This window comes from Lacrimispora sanguinis (genome assembly GCF_044987295.1).
In the GTDB taxonomy this organism is placed as follows: domain Bacteria; phylum Bacillota; class Clostridia; order Lachnospirales; family Lachnospiraceae; genus Lacrimispora; species Lacrimispora celerecrescens_B.
Genome location: NZ_CP173277.1, coordinates 1,674,632 through 1,696,134 on the forward strand (window position 1 = coordinate 1,674,632; position 21,503 = coordinate 1,696,134).

Consider the following 21,503-nt stretch of genomic DNA (forward strand, 5'->3'; position numbering starts at 1 on the left):
GGTACACGGCGGTTCAATCAACTTAACAAGTACACTTTTCGGTGTAGTAATCTAACATGGAGACTAGTCCGTAACGGGCTAGTCTTTCATTATTTATAGCCTTTTGTACCCAACCATTATGTGCGAGCCTCGCATATCTATCTCCGCAGTATGCAATCTTAAATGCTGCCCATCTTGGTACATCAAGCTTCATAAGATTCTTTGCTCTGTTTTTCGGGGTCTTCCAATGTTTCCAGATACACATACGCAATCGATATCGTATGCTACTGTCCAATTTCTCACAAAGCCCTTTCATACTTCCAATTTTGAAATAATTTATCCAGCCCCGTGTGAGCTGATTTAGCTTTTGAATCTTGTAAGCATTGCTGACACCCCAGCTTCGGCAAGTAATTTCTCTCATTTTTGCCTTAAATTTTGCTACTGATTTAGCATGTGGTCTCGCTTTATACTGTTTCGCAAATGGGTCATAGTAAAATCCGAATCCGAGATACTTTATTCCTTTTGGTTTATCCACTTTGCTTTTGCTAACATTAACACTTAATCCAAGCTTCTCTTTAATGTATTTTGAAATGCTTTTCATTACTCTGTTAGCCGCCAGTTCACTTCCAACCATTATAATGCAGTCATCTGCGTATCTGACAAAGTCCAATCCTCTTGCTTCCATTTCCTTATCCAGTTCATTCAACATGATGTTTGCTAATAATGGGGATATATTCCCACCTTGCGGGGTTCCTATAATAGAGTCCTCATATTCATCATCAGCCATTATTCCACTGACCAAGAACTTTCGTACGATTGAGATAACATCTCCGTCTTTGATTGTTCTGCCTAATATCGTCATCAGCTTATCATGGTTTACTGTATCAAAGAACCTTTCCAGGTCAATGTCCACTATCCAGTCGTGCCCATCGTTCATCATTTCTAACGCTGTGATTACCGCCTGCTGTGCACATCGGTTTGGCCTGAATCCATAACTGTGGTCGTGAAACTGTTCTTCGAATATCGGTGTTAGTACCTGTGCTACAGCTTGTTGAACAAATCTATCTGTAACGGTTGGTACCCCCAGTTTCCTGATTCCTCCATCTGGCTTTGGTATCTCCACACGCCTTACTGGTTGCGGTTTGTATTTGCGTGTCCGCAACTGTTCCTTAATTATTTCGCCGTTCTTCGAAAGGTATTCGCCTAGTTCTGTGTATTCCATTCCATCCACACCCTCTGCTCCCTTGTTTCTTACGACTTGCAAATATGCGGCATTAAGATTGCCTTTACTTACTATTTGCTCCATTAGACTAATTGTGTCCATGCGTTGTTTCCTTTCTGTCCCGTTCGTTTCTACCACCTTTGACGTCATCGACAGGTGTTGTATCTACTACAAGTCGGAACCTACTTCAACTAGTTGATTGTTCACCCCTTCACTCCATTTCCATTACAGAAACTTCTTCGCTACTATGGGTTCGGCTGACTTCTCACAGTTCGTTGTTACTAGGCTAATGATACCTCTGTGAGACCTCCCCGCTTAAGGTGCGAGCTCTTTCCTCTCATCTATCCGCCACATTTACTCCTACTTCCAGCAACTTTTGGACTTCATCTCTTCTAGCAGACTTATCCGTATTTCAGAGCCTTATATGTGATTTCTGTCCGTCGGACCAAGAGTTTGCCTTCAGCTTCCTTCAGATCCCATCTCACGGTGGACACCCTTGCTGTTTAGCTATGTGCTTCCTCGTTGCCTAGGCGCACTCGGGACTTTCACCCGTTAGAGCTCGCCCATGGCGAGCAAACTAGAAAAGTGAGCCTTGAGAACGGTTTTTATAACCGATCAAGACTCACTTTTTATTTGGTATTATACGGGAATCATCCTTTCACCGATCCAGCGGTAAGCCCTTCTATCATATATTTCTGGGCAAAGGTAAACAAACACATGGTAGGGATCAATGACATTATGGTACCTGCTGCCATTTCTCCCCATTTTATATCATATTTTAAGATCAGAGCGTTAAGCCCTACCGGTATTGTCTTAAATTTGTCAACATCGATAAACATAACTGACATAAAAAGTTCATTCCAGGAGTTGATGAACGCAAAGATAAAAGTGGCGGCGATGCCTGGCATAATGACCGGTACAATCACTTGAAATAAGGCCTGCAGATAGCCACAGCCATCAATCCATGCCGCTTCTTCCAGAGATTTGGGCACTCCGTCAAAAAAGCCGCATAAAGTCACAACAGAAAAAGGGATCATCATATTCGTATACAGCATTGCCAGACCATACAGATTATTCAGCATCCGCATCTTGCCTAACATCTGATACAATGGCGCCAGCATAATGAACATCGGTATCATCTGCGTAACCAGAAAAAACAGCAGCAGCACATTTTTAAAACGGAAACGGAATCTGCTGATGACATAACTGGCAAGAATGGAAATGAAGACCGCACAGGCTGCTGCTACAGAAGATGTAAAAAACGAATTGCATAAGTATCTGGCAAAATTACCTTTCCAAAGCATTGCCGCATAATTAACAAAAGAGACCGGATTTGGCAGATACTTAACCGGGAATGCGTAAATCTCACCCTGAGATCCCTTTAATGAAGTAAGGAGCATCCATAGAAAAGGGAACATGGTCAGCACCAGAAAGACAGTCAGTACGGCAAACTTAAAGAATCTCCACACCTGTTTTTTACTTGCTGCAGTCATATGTCATGCCTCCTTATCCGTATATTTGGTAAGCGTTAAGTAAAATGATGCAAATATTACTAAAAACAGGATGCACAATACCCCAACGGCGGAAGCCATGCCGTAGTCCAGACTCTGGACGAGCTGCATCATGTAGGATGTGATGATATTAGAAGATCCAGCCGGGCCTCCCTGTGTCATGGAATAAATCAGATCCGGGAAGTTAAATATCCAGATCACCCGAAGCAAAACGGTCAGCAATAATACGGAACGGATACAAGGTACTGTAATTCCGGAAAACTTCTGGAACGGATTTGCTCCATCCACATCAGCAGCTTCATACAACTCCTCCGGAACCCCTCTTAAAGCAGCCGTGATCATGATCGTAAAAAATGGGATCCCATACCATATATTTGCTATAATACAGGAATACAGTGCCGTACTCTTATCTGCCAGCCAACCCACTGGTAAGCGGATCAGATGCAATTTCATCAGAATGTCATTGATAACACCGGAAGTACCATTAAACATCCAGCGCCACATGATTCCGATAATAAATCCGGATACTGCCCAAGGGAAGAAAATCAGGCCCTGATACACGCTGCTTCCCTTAAATCTCGATTTTAAGAGCAGCGCCATGGCAAATCCCACCACGAACTGGAAAAACAGTGAAATCCCGACCCACTTGACGGTATTCCACATGGTGGAATAAAAAGTATTGCTGGCACTGTGCTGAAATAACTTTTTAAAATTATCAAATCCAACCCATTTAATATTTTTAATATTCATCAGATTGTAACTCTGGAAAGCCATCATGGAACCCCTGATCATGGGATAATATGTAAAAATGATAGGAATGATAATGGCGGGAAGAACCATAAGAAAGATAAAACAGGCTCTTTTCAATTGCAGTCTCGATTTTTGTTTCATACCGTTCCCTCCTCTATACTGCCTTTCATCTATAAGGAATCTGGAAGGAGATCCACTCCTTCCAGATACTTCTTATGATAAGTTAATTCCTGCTTACCACTTCTGTCCTTCATCCTGATATGCTTTTGTCCAGAATTCGTACAGCCACTTTAACAGATCCTCATCCGTAATCTCGTCGGTAAGATACTTCTGATACATGGTATCAACCTCTGTTTTGTATGTGGCAAATGCTTCATACATCTGAGGATATGCCGCATGACGGTATACATCCGGTTTTTTTGCCATATCCATATACATAGCAAACCGTGCCTCTGAAAAATAACTGTCTTTATCTGCTGCATTACTGTGAATCGGGATTGTAGAATAATTCTTTGCAAAGTTTGTATTGTTTTCGGAATTTGATAAGTACAGTAAGAAGTCTGCTACCTCATCCGGATGTTCTGTAAAGGATGTCATACCCCAGCCGGCAAATCCATTTGGAAAAACGGCCTGACCGGACGGTCCCTTAGGGAAAGGAACCAGATCCCACTGGTCATCCTGTAAATCGGCGGAACAGGTTGCAATTACTTCCGGATCCTGAATCAGCATAGAGGTAGTTCCTCCCACAAAGCCCTGTACCATTTCTGAAAAGCCCCAGGCGATGGAATCCGTAGGGGAAGCATTTTTAAAAAGGTCCTTATAGAAATGGAGTGCTTCCTTTGCTTCAGGCAAGGTGAAAATAGTTGCCCCATTGCCATCTTTTAAATAATAGCCGGCATTGGGATCTGCAAGCTTATCGGTACCGATCCAGCTCCAGTAAATTGTATCTGCATACTGGTAACCGCTTGTACCGCCGCGGAAAGAATAGCCAAAACGGCTGTTTGCCGGATCCGTAACGGCAACTCCTGAGTCATAGATATCCTGCCAGGTTTCTGGCTGCTTTAGACCTTTTTCATTAAACCAGTCGGCCCTGTAGTAAAGACCTCTCTGATAAAATCCATAAGGAACCATGTAAGCTCCGTCTTTCATGTAATGGATTACTTCTTTTGCAGAATCTGTTAATGTGTCTTTTTCTGACCATCCATCTAAGTATTTCTGAAGATCTGCAATCCATTCATTGGTCACAAACTGGGTGATGGTGGAGTCTCTTACTTCTACGATATCCACACCGCTTCCATTCATCAGCATCTGTGTGATTTTCGCATCAGCATTCTCCAATGGCGGGGATACAATATCAATCTTGATATTGGGATGCTCTGCCTCATACTTGTCCGCAATTCCACGTAAAACAACCGTACGTTCCGGACTGGTCAGAGATTCTACCAGGCTTATGGTGATCGCATCCCCCGATTTTCCATTGTCTGTCTTTGCTGCTTCTGTTTTTGTTGTTTCCCCGCTTGCTAATGATGTTGCTTCTGCAGCTGTCTTCCCGCTGCATCCTGACAGAATAGCCGCCGCTGCCAACGCCAATACTACTGCTCTTTTTTCCCTCATTTGTTCTCCTCCTTTGATTTGTAATGCTTATATTTTAGCAAGAGCCGATTCCAAATCTGAAATCAAGGCATCTGTACCTTCTAATCCGCAATGAATACGGATAATATTCTGAGATCCTCCTAAAATTTTGCATGCATTCTCTTCCAGCCTTGCATGTGGTAAAAATGCCAGACTTTCAAAACCTCCCCATGATACACCAATCTTAAATATCTTAAGGCTTTCCGTAACCTTTATCGCATCTTTTAATGTTCCATGAATCTCAAAGCTCAGCAATCCGGTATTACCTGACTGCTGTTTCTTCATCAGCCCGTATTGGGGATGGGATTCCAGGCCAGGATAAAACACATTCTTTACTTTGGGATGCTTTTCAAGAAACTTCGCAACCTCCATTGCAGTTTCCTGATGCTGTGCGATGCGGACTGCTAATGTGCGAAGTCCGCGGATCATCAGCCATGCTTCCATTGGTCCTGCGATGCCGCCAAACAGTTCCCTGTTTGCCGTCAGCTTTTTCATCAATTCAGGATCTTTTACTGCCAGCATGCCGCCTATGATGTCACTATGGCCTCCAATATATTTTGATGTGGTATGCATTACGATATCTGCTCCTAAGGTAAGGGGCTGCTGGTAAATGGGAGTGCAAAACGTGTTATCAATGTAGACAAGTGCCTGATGTTCTTTTGCAATCTTTGAAACCGCTTCAATATCCTGGAGGGAAAATACAAGGGAAGAAGGACTTTCCAGAACGATCAGATCCGTCTTATCCGTTATGCTTTCTTCAAATTCCTCCACACAGTCGCCCTTTACAAACGTTGTGGTAATATCCATGTGTTCTTTGCAGTATCCGGTCAGAAAATCTTTCAACGGACCATAGGAATTACGGATGCATATGACGTGGCTGCCTGTCCTGCATGCGGTCAACACCGCCGTTGTAGCAGCCGCCATGCCCGATGCAAATGCCAGAGCTCCGACACCGTGCTCCAAAGCCGCAATTTTATCTTCCAGAATCCTAACGGTAGGGTTCTGTACTCTGCCGTAGCAATATTTATGCTTATCGGTACGGTCAAAATCGTAATAATCGTCTATGGTTTCAAATACATTGAGTGAATTCATGAAAATAGGCGGAACCACAGCATTATAATAATGCTCGTATTCCTCTCCGTAATGTGCGGTAATTAATTTATCACTTTTTAAATACTGGCTCTGATCTGACATCATGTTACCTCTTTTCTCCTTAGATTTCTCAACCTATATGCTATATGCTATATTATAGGTTGAGTTATTATTAAACATTTTATGATAGAACATTATATTTGTTTTTTAATATCCCGGTATACTGCATCTAACAATTGCTCATTGATCAGCTGCGCTTTTTTCACATTTTTTTCGCAAATCGCTTCATACAATTTCTCATGCAATGGCAAACTCTCTAAAAAAGGATCTTCCATATTGAGCGGAAACTCCCAGAACTGATCCATTACATTGCTGATGGATAAAATCAACTGATACATAATGTCATTATGGGACAAGCGGTATATGGTGTAATGAAACTGTTTGTCCTCCTCTGTCTGTCTTACTCCCTGATGAAATTTTTCCATTAATACCTTAGTAATATCGCCCAGTTCTTTCAGTTCTTCTTCATTAATCGTATGAATCACCATTCGGAGAATTTCCCGTTCCAGAATCTTACGTACTTCCAGAGCATCTAAAAGCTTTCCTTTTTCCCTTGTAAAATCCATCAGTGACAGAAATGCACTGTCCATCTGACTGCCTACGTAAACGCCCTTTCCATTCCGCACTTCCAGAACATTGCGTGCCTCCAGGGTCTTCATAGCCTCTCTAAGTGATGTTCTGCTTACCCCCATCATTTCCAGGAGCTGTTCCTGTGAAGGAAGCTTGTCCCCTGCCTTTAAATCATTCTCTTCAATATAATTCTGTATATAACGAATAATCTCTAACTGAAGCGATGTCCGTTGTATCTTATTAGCCATCTGTTATCTCTCACATATCTTTATTTACGTTTAACTTAACATACGTGAGTTTATATGTCAATAATTTATTATATTTTATTTTCTATCCCCAGCATATATGTGCAATTTGTACAAACGAGAACTAAGCATGTAGTCGTTAAACCAGCCGAGCTGGTTGATGTAACAGCTTCCTAGTTCCATTCCAGCTTTGACTGTTGCTGCCATTGGATGCCCATATTGCGGATTCATGAAGTGGAGTATTTTAAAGTAAGAAAAGTCATCTATCTAGTATTTTTTATATTTGTAATTTTGTATTTTATGATATAATTAGTTAGTATTCATATGATAAGGGGGAAACAAAAAAATGAGCAATTACGAAGAAGGATTAAAATTAATCGAAGAAAAGTTCGGAAACGGCAAAGACAATATTATTTCTCTCGCGACGATTGCGCGGGAGCCGGGCGCTAACGGAATGCCCCGCCCGGTTGTACGTAGTGTGGACGCCTATTATGAAGACGGCACATTTTATGTTGTAACACATGGGAAATCAAACAAAATGCAGCAAATCTCGCAAAATTCGGAGGTTTCGGTTTCTGGTTGTTTCGAGATGTTCACCGCTAATGGAGTAGGTGAAAACCTTGGTTGGGTGCTTGATCCAAAAAATGTCGAAATAAGAACCAAACTCCGTACAGCCTTTTCCGAATGGTACGATATGGCTAATAATGAAAAGGATGAAAACTGTTGTTTTTTAGCAATCCGTCTTACGAAAGGAACATTAAACATTAATCATTGGGAAAAACTATACCATATGGATTTTGTGAATAAGACTGATATGAAAAATGGAGGCATTTTTTAATTAATGCGAAACTATGAGATTTCATCTATGCAACAAATTATCCATATAACATAATCTACTAACAAAGAAGCAAGACATACGCCTTGCTTCTTTGTTTTTGGGGCTCTCCTTGAATCTCTTTTTGTGGTATAATTCTTCAATAACAAGTTAAAGTATAATAATTTGGATGTGCCGCTATGATCACAACGAATGATGCATCCAAGATACGAGGCATATCTGATAGGCGGGTGTTGCAGTATTGCTATGCCGGTCGCAATGAGATAACCTATTGATGGCCGCATAAAAAAAGATGACTAATAGGGGTATTGTATATGGAATTTGGCGAAAAATTACAACAATTACGAAAAGGAATGGAATGGACGCAAGAACAGCTTGCAGAAGAATTATTTGTGTCCAGAACGGCTATATCAAAATGGGAAAGTGGCAAGGGATACCCGAATATCGATTCGCTCAAAAATATATCAAAACTTTTCTCAGTATCGATTGATGATTTGTTGTCAGGTGAGGAGTTGATTTCCCTTGCGGCAAATGAGAACCGCACGAATATAAATAAGATTTTCAGTCTGGTTTATGGTACTTTAGATGTTATGACAATCTCCTTTTATTTCCTTCCGCTTTATATACGACAGGATAGTGACCTGATTCGGGCAGTGAGTTTGTTTTCGAACCCAGACGTAAGCACAGTTACATGGATAATTTATCTTGTTTCGCCTATTCTAATGGCAATGATGGGTATCGCACAAATAATTGCTCAACATTTTTTGAATGAAAAGTGTTATAGCATTAGCAGAACCTGCTCTATTCTGTTACAGGCTTTTTGCATTCTTATTTATGTTGCAACTCGTCAACCCTCTGCAACTTCTCTCCTTTTCCTGTTTTTTATGATTAAGGTGGTCCTTTTGATAAAGAGCAGCTGAATAAAGTAAATTGTTCTGTAAAGCCTTGTGAAAAACCCTTCGACACGAAAAGTGTCAGAGGGTTTTTGCCGTTGTGACGATTCGTTTCTTGAATATTTCCATACTTGACCACACAATGATGATGTGGCGGGCATACACAAACATACCAATATTACTGAAAGGATATTACAAATGGAATTTATCATTAAAACAAACAAATTAGTAAAACCACATGGAACACGGCTTGACTTCAATAGTTTATCGCCCTATGTTCTGAAAGGAGGAAGATATGATGAAAAATAAAAAGTGTTTTATTCTTGCCGGAATTCTATTCTTGTTATTCATACTATTTACAGTGGCGGTTTTAACATTTGACGTCAGCCCCATAGGTCCGGAGCAATCCAACGTTGGTTTCTCTACATTAAATGGCTTTATGTTCAAACTGCTTGGGGAAAACTTACTTTGGTACCATATCACAGACTGGATTGGTGTTGCAGCTATCCTTGTCGCTTTGGGTTTTTCTATATTGGGATTAATGCAGCTAATAAAAAGAAAAAGCATCAAGTGTGTAGACAGTGATATTATATTACTTGGAGTGTTTTATATCATCGTGCTATTTTCATATGTATTGTTTGAAATATTTATTGTGAATTACAGACCGGTTATCTTGGTAAGTACATTAGAACCATCCTACCCATCTTCCCATACGATGATTGTACTATGTATCATGGCTACCGCAATTATGCAATTCCATTCCCGGATACAAAATAGGTCCATTAGAATTTTTGCGGAGGTCATATCTGTTGCTATCATCGCCGTAACGGTGATTGGGCGTTTTATTTCAGGGGTGCATTGGTTCACCGATATTGTAGGAGGTTTATTATTGGGTTCTGCGCTTATTATAGTATATTACGCTACGATTAGTCAGGTATCAAAGAACAAATAGTTATAGAAATACTGATAAATCAGTAGACTAACGGCGGTTTTGAAATAAAAATCAAAACCGCCACTAAAAGCCTTTTACCTCTATTCCTGCTTCTAAAAAACCTTCTCTTATCCTTTTTACAAATTCCAGAGCCTTCCTTCCATCTCCATGAACACACACAGAATCCGCATCAATGGAAATTGTGCTTCCGTCAATGGCTTCCACCACCCCTTCTTTCGCCATTCGGATCACCCGCTTTAATGCCAGTTCCTCATCTTCAATCACTGCGCCTCTCCGGCTTCTTGGAACCAGGCTTCCATCCCTTTCATAGGCCCGGTCTGCAAATACCTCACTGGCAGCAGACACCCCTGTATCCTTTGCCGCCCGTAGCATCTCACTATTACTGAGAGCCAGAAGAACCAGGCTGTCATCCACTTCTTTTATCGCCTGGCAAATGGCTTTTGCCAGTTCATAATCCTTTGCCGCCATGTTATACAACGCCCCATGGGGCTTTACATGGCAAAGTCTAATTCCAGCGCCTCTGCAGAAAGCGTCCAGGGCTCCGATCTGATACATAACACTGGTTTTTACTTCGCTGGGAGTAAGACTCATATTTCTTCTTCCAAATCCCGCCAGATCAGGAAATCCCGGATGGGCCCCTGCCCTCACTCCATATTTTTTACACAAAGCCACCGTCTGTTCCATTACCATAGGATCTCCTCCATGAAAACCACAGGCAATGTTTGCCGATGTAACATAGAGCAGCACTTCTTCATCCAGTCCCATTTTATAAGCACCGAAGCTTTCTCCCAAATCGCAGTTCAAGTCAATGACCGGCATATTCTCACCTCTAATCCTTTAATTCTGCATTTTTTAAATCCGTAATAAACATGTGTCCCGGGGCATGAGTAATTACAAAGGGAGGCCTGCTGTTCATGACCACTGCCTGTGGCGTTACACCGCAGGGCCAGAAAACAGGCACCTCTCCATCATGTATGGTCACCGGATCACCAAAATCCGGTTTGTTAATATCTTTAATACCAAGAACTTCCGGATAACCAATGTGAACAGGGGCCCCATGCACCTTTGGCATGGAAGCTGTAATAGCAACCGCACTGGAAACCTGGTGATGAGGAATGGGCCTCATGCTCACCACCAGGTTACCTGAAAATACACCTGCCGGTGTACAGGGAATGTTCGTATGGAACATAGGAACATTTACCCTTTCCTCTATCTGTCTCACCGGTATGCCGGCCTCCAAAAGTGCTGTTTCAAAAGAAAAACTGCAGCCAATGAGAAAGCTTACCAGCTTTCCCCTGGTTCTTTGATAATCCTCAAACAAATCTGATACATCCGTGTATTCACCGGTGCACTCGCCGTATTCATACACCCGGTATCTGGGAATGTCCCTTGGGATATCACTTTCTTCTGCTGTCAGCGAAAAACTTCTGCTCCCTGCATCCGATACTTCCAGAAGCGGGCAGGCCTTTGGATTCCTCTGGCAGAACAAAAGAAAATCCCATGCCATCTCTTCGGGAAGAATCACAAGATTTCCCTGGGCATAGCCGCCGCACATTCCGGTGGTAGGGCTCTGAATCACACCCTCCCTGATCAACCGACGGATTTCTTTTGGTTCCCTGTTTCTGTACTCTGGACTCACGTTCTTTCCTTCTTTCCTGTCTTAAGGCCTATTTACCGGTAAATGGCATTCCTAAGCCGTTCCTTAACTTTCCTTAACTTTTCTTCTTCCTTTCGGCGAATTGCCACAGCCTCCCCTGGAGTTACATACTGAAATGCCACCCATTCCCCCGGCTTTGACTGGGCAAGTGCAGGGATGTCCGTACTGATCACCGTAGCGATTTTTGCATATCCTCCGGTGGTCTGATGATCTGCCATCAAAACCATAGGAAGTCGGTCAGATGAGATTTGAACGGATCCTTCCACGATCCCATCGGATATGATATCTGCCCCATTCTTCAATTCTATGGGTTCTCCCTCCAGTTTGCAGGCCATGCGGTCGCAGTCCGTGCTTAACCGGAAGGGGTTCCGGATCAGAGTGTTAAGTCCCAGTTCTGTAAAAGCATTTTCCTGGGGGCCCATTACGGCACGCAGAAGAACCATACGGTCGTTTCCATAAAAACGATAAGGCGTTGATGAATGACGCAGCCATGGTTCATCCTCATCCACGGCTGCCAGCTTCTCATTTCCCTTTAATTTCTTTATCATTTTCTTAAACTGTCTAAGATCTTTCCCAGACTCCAGATAATCCCCTTCAAGAAGTGCCCTTCCCTCCAAGCCTCCCATGCGGCATTTTAAATTGGTAGAACGGCTTCCCATGACAGAAGGAACCTCTATTCCTCCATAGACCGCCATATAAGTCCGAAGACCTGAGACCGCAAGCCCCATGGTCAGAATATCTCCTTTCCGTACCAGAATTGGGGAGAACATGGGTACAGGCTTTTCATTGATACAGGGGGTCATATCCCCGCCTGTAAGAGCGATGATCTCTTCAGAGGTAAAACGGATCTCACCGCCCTTTAACGTAAATTCTATGACTGCCGCTGTTTCCGGCTCTTCCAGATTCCCGGCAAGGAGATTGGCAAGCTTCATAGAGTACTTGTCACAGGCTCCGCTTTCCTGGATGCCCTGACTTAAAAATCCTCTTCTCCCTTTATCCTGAACCGTGGATAAGGCTCCAGGACGCAAGATTTCAAATCCCATCCCATCACCCCATTTCCTGTTTTCTTTTTATTTCTTTATATTCTTCCTGGCTGATGGGTACAAAACGAATGGAATCACCGGCTTCATAAAGAGGTTTTCCCACTTGCTCCGGCTTAAAAAGTCGGTAAGGTGTACGCCCGATCAACTGCCAGCCTCCCGGAGAATCCATGGAATAGATTCCCGTCTGCTCTCCTCCGATTCCTACGCTTCCCGCCGGAATCCTGGTTCTTGGTGAGTTTAACCGTGGAGTAAAAATGCGTTCGTCCATTCCTCCAAGATAGGGAAAGCCCGGAAGAAATCCCAGCATATAAATACGGTAATCCCTGCTGCTGTGAATCCGGATTACCTCTTCTTCCGTGATCTTTCCATGTTCCGCTACAAAAGAAAGATCCGGCCCAAAGCTGTCTCCGTAGCAGACCGGAATTTCCACCAGCTTTCCTCTTAACCCGGTTTTGCCTTCCAATGATTCTGACAGTAGAGAAAGAACCTTTGATACCGCGCCATAATCTGTTTTCAATGGGTCATAACAAATGAGAACAGAACAAAAGGCAGGTACTGTCTCAAGAATCCCTTCCACTGAAAGCCCATGGATCCTTCGGTTTAATTCCATTACCTTCGAATTTACCTCCTCGCTGATGGAATCCCCCAATTCCACCAGGACACCGCAATCACCGACCGGCTTTATTTGAATCATGACCTATCCCCTTCTTCAAAAAACCCCTTTTTCAGTACAGAGCGAAACCAGTGATCGGAATTACAGGAATATCGGACCGCATAGGCCGTACACTGGCGCATCAGGCTGACAATTCCTGTATTCAGCCGGGTATTGAAACCATCGATACCAGGAATCAGAGATCCGGTCATGTCAATAAGACCGGTTCTTGACGCCGCTCTCATCAGTTCCGCTTCCATTTCTTCCCGGTGAAGAATTTCCATATCCCGCTTTAAATAGGCCAGTGCCGCGATCAAACCGTAACAGCCCCAGTCAGAGCAGGTTGCCGTTATCACATGGTCTGCTCGGCTGGCTGCCAGAATTCCGCCTCCGCAACCGCACGCACATTCCCCGGGAGCCGTGAAAGGTATGTATTTTTTAATATGATCTGCTATGGTTCCCATGCCGATCTCGTTGCCAAGATCACCAATGGCAATATTTAAGACTCCCATTTTACGAAGCATTTCCCATAGTACATCAGTCTTGGCTTCCAGCTCTGTTACATTATCTCCGGCAGAGTTATGATAAACACCATTTTCATTGGAACCGGGAGCCTCCACAGCGATTACCGCTCCGGGGAGCCCTTCTTTTATCAGCCACTTCGCTTCAATTTCTGCCCTGGCCGGATTTTTTGTAAAGGCCACCACTCCCATGCTGAGAGGAAGCTCCCTTACGGTCTCGATATCCTGGTAAATATGAAGACCTACCACGCAAGCACATTTCATTACCGATTTCACACAGTCATCAGGACAAATGATAACAGGCTTTGCCCCAAAAGACATGACCAAAGCTCTTGCCAGCAGCATGGAACTGACCATTCCATCCATCTCCGGCTTCTTATGAGGCAGAAGCACAAATCCTGTCAATATATAAACCAGATCATTTTCTTTCACTGTTTCACACAGCTTTTCCGCCGCTCTCATGGTAAGAGGCTCCCCCATCTGCTCCCGGCTTCCAGCATAAAGAATCCGGCATATCCCATAGCCCCTGGGATCTAAATTCATCAGAGCATCCAGGTTTTCTCCCACATTTCTCTTTTCCAGTCCGCCTCTGTCCATCATCCACTCCTAATCAAATATACTATCTCTGCCTGTATACTCTAAATATTCTTCTAAAACAGCATCCTGAATCTTCTTTAACGTCACCGGATCCTTTCCTCCCACAGATTTTCCGTCAATAACGTCTGCATGAAGGCAGAAATTGGAGGAAGAAGTCACGATGACCTCATCGGCATCCATAAGCTCTTCCATGGTAAATGCCCGCTCCAATACCTGGATTCCAAGCCTGTAGCAGGCCTGGATCATATGGGTCTTTGCAATCCCACGGAGGATCAGGTTATCATTGGGGTGGGAAAGGAAGGTTCCGTTCTTTAAAATGGAAACATTGCTGTGGGCGCACTCCGTAACCATATCACCTCTATGCAAAACAGTTTCCATTGCTCCGGCTTTTAAAGCCTCCTGTGAGGCAAGCACAGACGGGAGAAGATTTAAGGTCTTAATATTGCAGTACAAAAACCTGGTGTCTTCCATTGTTATCAGGCGGATAGGAACATCAGGGTCTTTTAGTTTATTAGGCCTAATCATGACCCACAGCTTTCCAAGCATTGCCTCGTCATAAGCATGATCCCTGGGAGCTGTTCCTCTTGTCACCTGCCAGTACACAAAATGCGTATTCCCCTCCACCATGGAAAGAAGTTTGGTCAGAAGTTCTCCAAGCTCCTTCTTATCCATAGGAATCTTAATATCCAAGGCTTTGGCACTGGTGTAAAAACGGTCCAGATGATCTTCCAGAAGATACACTTTGTGATTCCCTCCAACGGTAGCATCATAAACTCCATCTCCAAAAAAATGAACCCGGTCCTGAAAGGGAACCATTAATTCCTCAGGGGTTCCGATCCTTCCATCATAATAAGCAAGCTCTTTCATAATATCTCCTTTTCACTGGAACAAATCCCAAATTTAAGCTCCATGAATTTCTTAATTAATTCCACACAATGATCCAGCCCCAGACTTTCCGTATTCAGGCAAAGGTCATAATTTTCAGGGTTCTTCCACTGCCTTCCGGTATGGTACATATAATAGGAATTCCTGTATTTATCCAGTCTGTCTATATACTTTACAGCCTCCTGTTCGGATATTCCCTGCCGCTTCATCTCTCTTTTTAAGCGGAATTCATAGGGAGCATCCAGATACACGGATACTACATTAGGCTCATCCTTTAAGACAAAATCCGCTGCCCGGCCAATGCAGACGTAGGATTCATGATGAAGAAGCTCCTGCAATACCTTTGCCTGATAATTAAAAAGATTCTGATCCGATAAAAAATTACCGCTTTCCTTAGAAATGACTTCCCCGCTGTAGACTCTTCTTGAGGCACGGTATAAAAAAGTTTTTTTCATATTCTCATCTGCATTTGCAAATATCGCCTCATTGATTCCGCTGTCTTCCGAAGCCAGACGCAATAGCTTTCTGTCATATACATCGATCCCATAATCAGCCGCCAGTTTTTTTCCTATGTAGCTTCCGCCTCCGCTTCCGCAGGTACGGGTAATGGCAATGGCAAAATACTTCTTATTCTCATCCATAGTCGTACTCTCCTATTGTCCTAGATATGCTTTCTTTACTCTGTCATCCTTTAGCATTTCTCCTGCATTACCTTCCATGGTAATCTTCCCTGTTTCCATGACATAGGCTCTGTTTGATATGGATAAAGCCATTTTTGCATTCTGTTCTACAAGTAGAATGGTGATTCCTTTTTTGTTTACTTCTCTGATAATAGAAAAGATTTCCTTTACCAGCAATGGAGATAGTCCCATAGACGGTTCATCCATCAGGATCATCTTAGGTTTTGCCATAAGAGCCCGGCCTACGGCAAGCATCTGCTGCTCCCCGCCGGACAAAGTTCCTGCCAGCTGTTTTTTCCGCTCTTTTAATCGGGAAAAACGTTCAAATACATCTGCCATATTGGCTGCCATGTCTTTTCCATCGGTAAATGCCCCCATCTCCAGATTTTCTTCTACGGTCATCTGGGGGAAAATATGACGCCCTTCCGGCACATGTGCCAGCTTTAGATTGATGATCTTGCTGGGTTCTGTTTTTAACAAATCGGCTCCGTCAAAAAGTATCTCCCCCTTGTCAGCTTTCTTTAACCCTGAAATAGTTCTTAAGATCGTGGTTTTTCCTGCTCCATTTGCCCCGATAAGGGAAACGATTTCTCCATCATGAACTTCCAGAGATACTCCATGGATGGCTTCAATGGCTCCGTAAGATACTGCCAGATTCGTTATCTTAAGCATCTTCCTCCACCTCCTCATCGTCTTTTCCCAAATAGGCTTCAATGACCTTTGGATGATTGGCAATCTCCTCCGGAGTCCCGGCGGCAATGGTGGTGCCGAAATCAAGGACAGAAATCCGTTCACAGATCTTCATGACCAGGCTCATGTCATGTTCGATAAGAAGCACGGAAATCTTAAATTCATCACGGATATAGTTGATAATCTCCAGGAGTTCTTCCGTTTCTGTCGGGTTCATCCCAGCTGCAGGTTCATCAAGAAGAAGGAGTTTCATATCCGTAGCCAGGGCTCTGGCTATCTCCAGACGCCTCTGCTCTCCATAAGGAAGATTTCCTGCTTCGTAATCTTCTTTTCCATTTAGATGCACGATTTGAAGCAGTTCTTCCGCTCTTTTTGTTAGTTCCTCTTCCTGCTTCCAGTAAGACGGCGTACGAAAGACGGCATGGAACAGATTGTAGGAAAGTTTGGCTCCCATAGCGGCCTTTACATTATCGATTACAGACATTTTCTTAAATAACCGAATATTCTGGAATGTTCTTGCAATTCCCGCTTCGACAATCTGATGGGTCTTTTTCCCATTCATGGACTGACCATTTAAGTAAAAGGATCCTTCCGTTGGTTTATAAACACCAGTGATCAGATTGAACACTGTGGTTTTTCCTGCGCCGTTTGGACCAATCAGTCCTACCAATTCCGATTCTCCGATTTCCATATTAAAACTATCCACCGCTTTTAATCCGCCGAACTGGATTCCCAGGTTCTGTGCCCTTAATACCGGCATGGTTCCTTCTGTTCCCGTCATAGTTATACACCTCTGTTTTTTTCCGGCTCTTTTCCCAACCGCCTTTTCTGCCTGTCAGACGTTCATATACACGAATAAGGGAAAATTCCCACGCTCCGAAGATACCGCCCGGTTTGAATATCATAACCAGTACCAGTACTACAGAGTATGCCAGCATACGGTACTGGGAGAACTGGCGCATCATCTCCGGAAGAGAAGAAAGAAAAGCTGCACCGATGATGGACCCGGTAATGGAGCCGATCCCTCCAATGATTACCTCTGAGAGAAGCTCCGCAGAGTACATAAAGTTAAAGTTAGTAGGAATCATAGCTGTCATGTAATGAGCATAAACACCACCGCCGATTCCTGCAAAGAAAGCTGCTACAGTAAAGGTAAGCACTTTATAATAAGTTACATTGATTCCAGAAGCAGACGCTGCTATATAATCTTCCCGAATGGCTTTCACTGTTCTTCCAAATCGGCTTCGCACGTACATATACATGACCGTGATGCAGACTACCATGATCCAGAAGCTCCAATAGAAGTTAGAAAGCTTTATAATACCGCTCATGGTTTTCCCACCCCCGGTAATCGAAAGATTGCAAAAGAGCACCCGGATGATCTCCGCAAAGGCAATGGTCACAATGGCAAGATAATCCCCCCTTAAGCGGAGTGCAGGAATCCCAACAAGGACTCCGGTCAAACCGGCTGCAATCCCTCCTGCAAGAAGAGCAACCAGGAATAATGCGATATCGGGCAGCCCTTTTCCGGTAAGTCCATTGGACACAATGGCAGAGGCATATGCTCCCACTGATACAAAACCCGCATGGCCAAGGGAAAATTCGCCCATGCAGCCCACCACCAGATTTAAGGAAGCTACCATAATGATCGTATAACAGGCGGTGGTACTGATTCCCTTGATATACTGAGTGGACCGGCCAAAAGCATTGTTTTCAAAAAGCAGGACAAACAGGAAAAAAACTGCCAGAACCCCCAGGAAATTAAGGAAATAGGAAACTTTAAACCTCTTTTCCATGATCCACCCCCTTAAACTTTCTCGCCCACATTCTTGCCAAGAATGCCGGACGGCTTCACCAATAGAATCACGATCAGAATGCCATAGGTAATCGCTTCATACCAGCCCGGTGCAAAGAGCTTTACATAAATCTCAATGAGGCCGACAAGAATTCCTCCAAGCATAGCTCCGGGAATGACTCCGATCCCACCAAGGACAGCGGCAATAAAGGCCTTAAGTCCCATCATGGAACCCATATCATTGGTGACGCGAGGGTATTTGGCACAGTACATAAGAGCGGCAACTGCTGCCAGTGCGGAGCCAATAGCAAAGGTCATGGTAATGACTTTATTGACATTGATTCCCGCCAGAATGGAAGCATCCCGATCCTGAGGAACCGCCCGCATGGCTTTCCCTATCTTGGTACTTTTTATAAATATCTGAAGGCACGCCATCATAACAACCCCGATACCGATGGTCAAGATAACATTCAGAGGAAGGGCCACTCCAAGCACATTTACAGAGGGTAAATCAAATATTTTCTGGACATTATGGGGCTTTGCACCAAAAAGAACCATGGCCAGATTTTCAAGAAACAGACTCATGGCAAGTGCTGTAATAAGAGCTGACATGGAGCCGGCCCTACGGACCGGCTTATATGCTATCACCTCAACCAGGACTCCCACCGCAGCGCATATGACCACGGCAAGGAAAACGGAAATCCAAGCTGGCATTCCGGCATGGATCATCATAGGAATGGTATAAAATAAAGTATAGGCTCCAATCATGATGAAATCGCCATGAGCAAAGTTAATCATACGGATGATTCCATATACCATGGTATAACCAAGTGCAATCAAAGCATAGATAGCGCCCTGATTCAGTCCGTTTATCAGGCTTTGAAAGAATAATGAGAATGTCATAGGATCTTCCTCCCTTGTTTATTCCTTTGTTCCTTCCGGTGAAAGAGTCATAAGCCATTTCACCTTACCGCCTTCAAAGGTATTGATCGCTACGGATTTCTCCGGGTCGCCGTTTTCATCCATGGTAAAAGTTCCTCCCACCCCTGTAAAAGTCATTCCGGTCATCCCATTTACAAGGGAAACCGTATCTGATGCACCGCTGTTTTTGGCTGCTTCCACCAGCATATAAATGGCATCATAGTAAAGAGCGGCACAGGCATTTAAGCTTTCCGTACCATACTTTTCCGTATATTTAGATACGAAATTGACTACAGCCGGAGCAGTATCTTCCGAAGAATAGTGGTTGGTAAAATAACAGTTCTCAAAATTATCTTCAAAGCCAGCAGTATCGGTTCCATCCCAGCCATCACCGCCCATGACTGCCCCGTCAAAGCCTGCATCCCTTGCCGCACCTACCAGAAGAGGAACCGTATCTAAGAAAGCGGGATAAAACAGGAAATCTGCTCCTTTTGCCACCACCTGGGAAGTCTGGGATGAAAAGTCTGTATCCTTTGTGGTACATTCTCCCACATATACTACTTCAATTCCGTTTGCCTCGGCATTCTCTATAAATGCATCTTTTAAGCCGTTGGAATAATCATCATCCTTGGCATATATAACGGCGGCTTTTGTCCAGCCTTTTTCCTTTGCAAACTGGGCTGCCATTTTGCCCTGATATGGATCAATAAAACAATTCCTGAAAATGGTGGAACCTTTAAGGGTTACATCTTTATTGGTAGCTCCAGTTGCAAGAAGAAGCATATTGTCTTTGGAAGCCTGTTCGGCAACGGGAAGGGTAACGGAGGAAAAAAAGCTTCCCACGATGGCACTGGGGCCTTCCTTCATCAGACTGTTGTAAGCATTAATTGCCTGCTTGGCATCACCGCCGTCATCTACTATTTTTCCGCCATTTACAATTTCAACCTTATAACCGGAATCACCGTCGTTAATTTCTTCAACTGCCATGGCAATGGCATTCTGTGCGCCTTCCCCATAAACAGCAGACCCTCCTGTGATAGGTCCGTACGCGCCGATCTTAATGGTTTTCCCGTCTCCTCCATCCGGAGCAGATGCATCAGCCTGGGTGGACGATGCATCCTGGGTAGCCGATGCATCCTGGGTAGCCGCTGAACTTGCCGCGGCTGTACTGCCTCCTGCGGCACTCTGCTGTGCAGATGAACCGCAGCCGGCAAGGAATGCTGCCGTCAATGCTGTAATAAGAGTTACGGGTAATAATCTTTTTTTCATAATCGCTTCCTCCTCAAACTATTATCATACAAGACGAAAATAAAGACGGAGCAAGGAGGCTTCCCTAAAATGCAGGGAAAACCTCCTTGTTCTCCTTAAGAGACTTATTTGCTTTATGGACTTGGATCATATGTATAATAAATATGCATAATAAATATCCATAAGCAAAAGGAGCCGCAACCGTACTGTGTACGCTTGAGACTCCTTTGTTCTCTTGATTAATATGTTGATAGGATTATAGCATTTGCATTTTTAAAATACAAGTGATTTTACCAGCTTTTTGTTTTTTATGGTCTTGACTTAATTTTCTTAATTATTCAGCCCATTTTTGTAAGTACAGCTATCACATGATTACATACAATCCTTCATGGTCATACCTGCACCGCATAAACCTTCAAAATCTTTGGTAAAGGCATTTACCGCCATGGTTACAGTGTCATTTTTAATCAGCCCCTCTATGACATCCGGAGATATCGTAGACGCGCCGACTCCATACTGGCAAAGTTCCAGTACCTGCTGGGAATTCTTAAAGCTGGCAGCCAGCACTTCTGTTTTTAATCCATTTTTCTTGAAAATATCGTGGATGTCCTTGGCTGTCCTCACGCCGTTTGCTCCAAGATTATCGATCCGGTTTACATACGGCGCCGCATAATCTGCTCCGGCTTTTCCTGCTAAAAATGCCTGCATCTGGGTGTAAATAGCCGTGGCTGTCACATTGGCCCCTTCCTTTTTCAGGTCTTTCATGGCTTTCAATCCTTCTTTTGTGGTAGGGATCTTCACATAGGTATTCATTCCAAGCTCCTTTTGGATCCTGTGAGCTTCCTCAACCATTCCCTCCGCATCTGCTGCAACCACCTGCACATGAAGCTCTGCCTCCGGCCCAATAAATTCACGGATTTCCCTCAGGGTCTCAAAGGGCTGCTTTCCGTTTTTCGCCAGAATACTGGGATTGGTTGTAACACCATCTACTGCAAATGTGTCATATATCTCTTTAATTTTTTCAATACTTGCATCATCAATAATAAATTTCATGCCTCTGCTCCTCTCCCTCT

The 21,503-nt window shown here is 43.7% G+C and carries 22 protein-coding genes; 3 read left to right on the forward strand and 19 right to left on the reverse strand.

The features are described 5' to 3' along the window. Positions 1 to 22: 22 nt before the first annotated feature. From ltrA to ACHZES_RS07860, 6 genes are all read right to left on the reverse strand, one after another. On the reverse strand, positions 23 to 1,303 hold the full coding sequence (gene ltrA / locus ACHZES_RS07835) for a group II intron reverse transcriptase/maturase (RefSeq protein WP_395548351.1): 1,281 nt from the start codon (positions 1,301 to 1,303) through the stop codon (positions 23 to 25). Positions 1,304 to 1,851: 548 nt separating this feature from the next. After that, positions 1,852 to 2,694, reverse strand: a complete 843-nt coding sequence (locus ACHZES_RS07840) for a carbohydrate ABC transporter permease (RefSeq protein WP_038279015.1) — start codon at positions 2,692 to 2,694, stop codon at positions 1,852 to 1,854. Positions 2,695 to 2,697: 3 nt separating this feature from the next. Beyond that, positions 2,698 to 3,603, reverse strand: coding sequence for a carbohydrate ABC transporter permease (locus ACHZES_RS07845; protein ID WP_154521762.1), 906 nt, complete (start codon positions 3,601 to 3,603; stop codon positions 2,698 to 2,700). 93 nt (positions 3,604 to 3,696) lie between these two features. Then, positions 3,697 to 5,076, reverse strand: a complete 1,380-nt coding sequence (locus ACHZES_RS07850; RefSeq protein WP_395548350.1) for an ABC transporter substrate-binding protein — start codon at positions 5,074 to 5,076, stop codon at positions 3,697 to 3,699. Between the two features lie 27 nt (positions 5,077 to 5,103). After that, positions 5,104 to 6,288, reverse strand: a complete 1,185-nt coding sequence (locus ACHZES_RS07855) for a PLP-dependent aspartate aminotransferase family protein (RefSeq protein ID WP_154522640.1) — start codon at positions 6,286 to 6,288, stop codon at positions 5,104 to 5,106. Between the two features lie 92 nt (positions 6,289 to 6,380). Further along, positions 6,381 to 7,064, reverse strand: coding sequence for a FadR/GntR family transcriptional regulator (locus tag ACHZES_RS07860; RefSeq protein WP_038279022.1), 684 nt, complete (start codon positions 7,062 to 7,064; stop codon positions 6,381 to 6,383). 343 nt (positions 7,065 to 7,407) lie between these two features. Here ACHZES_RS07860 and ACHZES_RS07865 point away from each other — a divergent pair, with 343 nt between their 5' ends. The 3 genes from ACHZES_RS07865 (at position 7,408) to ACHZES_RS07875 (ending at position 9,741) form a co-directional block, all read left to right on the forward strand. Then, positions 7,408 to 7,899 (forward strand): pyridoxamine 5'-phosphate oxidase family protein, encoded by a 492-nt coding sequence (locus ACHZES_RS07865; RefSeq protein ID WP_395548349.1) that lies wholly within the window; start codon positions 7,408 to 7,410, stop codon positions 7,897 to 7,899. Between the two features lie 311 nt (positions 7,900 to 8,210). Next, positions 8,211 to 8,816, forward strand: coding sequence for a helix-turn-helix domain-containing protein (locus ACHZES_RS07870; protein ID WP_038279028.1), 606 nt, complete (start codon positions 8,211 to 8,213; stop codon positions 8,814 to 8,816). Positions 8,817 to 9,084: 268 nt separating this feature from the next. After that, positions 9,085 to 9,741 (forward strand): phosphatase PAP2 family protein, encoded by a 657-nt coding sequence (locus ACHZES_RS07875; protein WP_207708660.1) that lies wholly within the window; start codon positions 9,085 to 9,087, stop codon positions 9,739 to 9,741. Between the two features lie 63 nt (positions 9,742 to 9,804). On the opposite strand, the gene ACHZES_RS07880 is transcribed toward ACHZES_RS07875, so the two are convergent. From ACHZES_RS07880 to ACHZES_RS07940, 13 genes are all read right to left on the reverse strand, one after another. Further along, positions 9,805 to 10,560, reverse strand: coding sequence for a LamB/YcsF family protein (locus tag ACHZES_RS07880; RefSeq protein WP_038279035.1), 756 nt, complete (start codon positions 10,558 to 10,560; stop codon positions 9,805 to 9,807). Between the two features lie 10 nt (positions 10,561 to 10,570). Beyond that, complete coding sequence (locus ACHZES_RS07885; protein ID WP_395548348.1) at positions 10,571 to 11,380, reverse strand: putative hydro-lyase; 810 nt, start codon at positions 11,378 to 11,380, stop codon at positions 10,571 to 10,573. A gap of 32 nt (positions 11,381 to 11,412) precedes the next feature. Continuing rightward, complete coding sequence (locus tag ACHZES_RS07890) at positions 11,413 to 12,441, reverse strand: biotin-dependent carboxyltransferase family protein (protein ID WP_395548347.1); 1,029 nt, start codon at positions 12,439 to 12,441, stop codon at positions 11,413 to 11,415. Between the two features lie 4 nt (positions 12,442 to 12,445). Then, positions 12,446 to 13,135, reverse strand: coding sequence for a 5-oxoprolinase subunit PxpB (gene pxpB / locus ACHZES_RS07895; RefSeq protein WP_395548345.1), 690 nt, complete (start codon positions 13,133 to 13,135; stop codon positions 12,446 to 12,448). Further along, the gene (locus tag ACHZES_RS07900; RefSeq protein ID WP_395548344.1) at positions 13,132 to 14,214 is read right to left on the reverse strand and encodes a DUF4392 domain-containing protein; all 1,083 of its coding nucleotides are present in this window, start codon (positions 14,212 to 14,214) and stop codon (positions 13,132 to 13,134) included. Before ACHZES_RS07900 ends, pxpB begins: the two co-directional genes overlap by 4 nt. 6 nt (positions 14,215 to 14,220) lie before the next feature. Beyond that, on the reverse strand, positions 14,221 to 15,078 hold the full coding sequence (locus ACHZES_RS07905; RefSeq protein WP_395548343.1) for an aminotransferase class IV: 858 nt from the start codon (positions 15,076 to 15,078) through the stop codon (positions 14,221 to 14,223). Beyond that, positions 15,075 to 15,737, reverse strand: coding sequence for an AAA family ATPase (locus ACHZES_RS07910; protein ID WP_395548342.1), 663 nt, complete (start codon positions 15,735 to 15,737; stop codon positions 15,075 to 15,077). Before ACHZES_RS07910 ends, ACHZES_RS07905 begins: the two co-directional genes overlap by 4 nt. A 12-nt stretch (positions 15,738 to 15,749) precedes the next feature. Beyond that, positions 15,750 to 16,448, reverse strand: coding sequence for an ABC transporter ATP-binding protein (locus ACHZES_RS07915; protein ID WP_038279054.1), 699 nt, complete (start codon positions 16,446 to 16,448; stop codon positions 15,750 to 15,752). Further along, a complete protein-coding gene (locus tag ACHZES_RS07920) occupies positions 16,441 to 17,226 on the reverse strand; it encodes an ABC transporter ATP-binding protein (RefSeq protein WP_205621736.1) in 786 nt (261 codons plus the stop codon). Before ACHZES_RS07920 ends, ACHZES_RS07915 begins: the two co-directional genes overlap by 8 nt. Then, the gene (locus ACHZES_RS07925) at positions 17,165 to 18,262 is read right to left on the reverse strand and encodes a branched-chain amino acid ABC transporter permease (RefSeq protein ID WP_395548340.1); all 1,098 of its coding nucleotides are present in this window, start codon (positions 18,260 to 18,262) and stop codon (positions 17,165 to 17,167) included. The genes ACHZES_RS07920 and ACHZES_RS07925 overlap by 62 nt, the downstream gene beginning before the upstream one ends. 11 nt (positions 18,263 to 18,273) lie before the next feature. Continuing rightward, positions 18,274 to 19,164: a branched-chain amino acid ABC transporter permease gene (locus tag ACHZES_RS07930; RefSeq protein WP_038279064.1), complete on the reverse strand. Its 891-nt coding sequence runs from the start codon at positions 19,162 to 19,164 to the stop codon at positions 18,274 to 18,276. Positions 19,165 to 19,182: 18 nt separating this feature from the next. Continuing rightward, positions 19,183 to 20,451, reverse strand: a complete 1,269-nt coding sequence (locus tag ACHZES_RS07935) for an ABC transporter substrate-binding protein (RefSeq protein ID WP_395548339.1) — start codon at positions 20,449 to 20,451, stop codon at positions 19,183 to 19,185. A 351-nt stretch (positions 20,452 to 20,802) separates the two neighbouring features. Next, positions 20,803 to 21,483, reverse strand: a complete 681-nt coding sequence (locus ACHZES_RS07940) for a fructose-6-phosphate aldolase (RefSeq protein WP_395548338.1) — start codon at positions 21,481 to 21,483, stop codon at positions 20,803 to 20,805. Between the last annotated feature and the right edge of the window lie 20 nt (positions 21,484 to 21,503).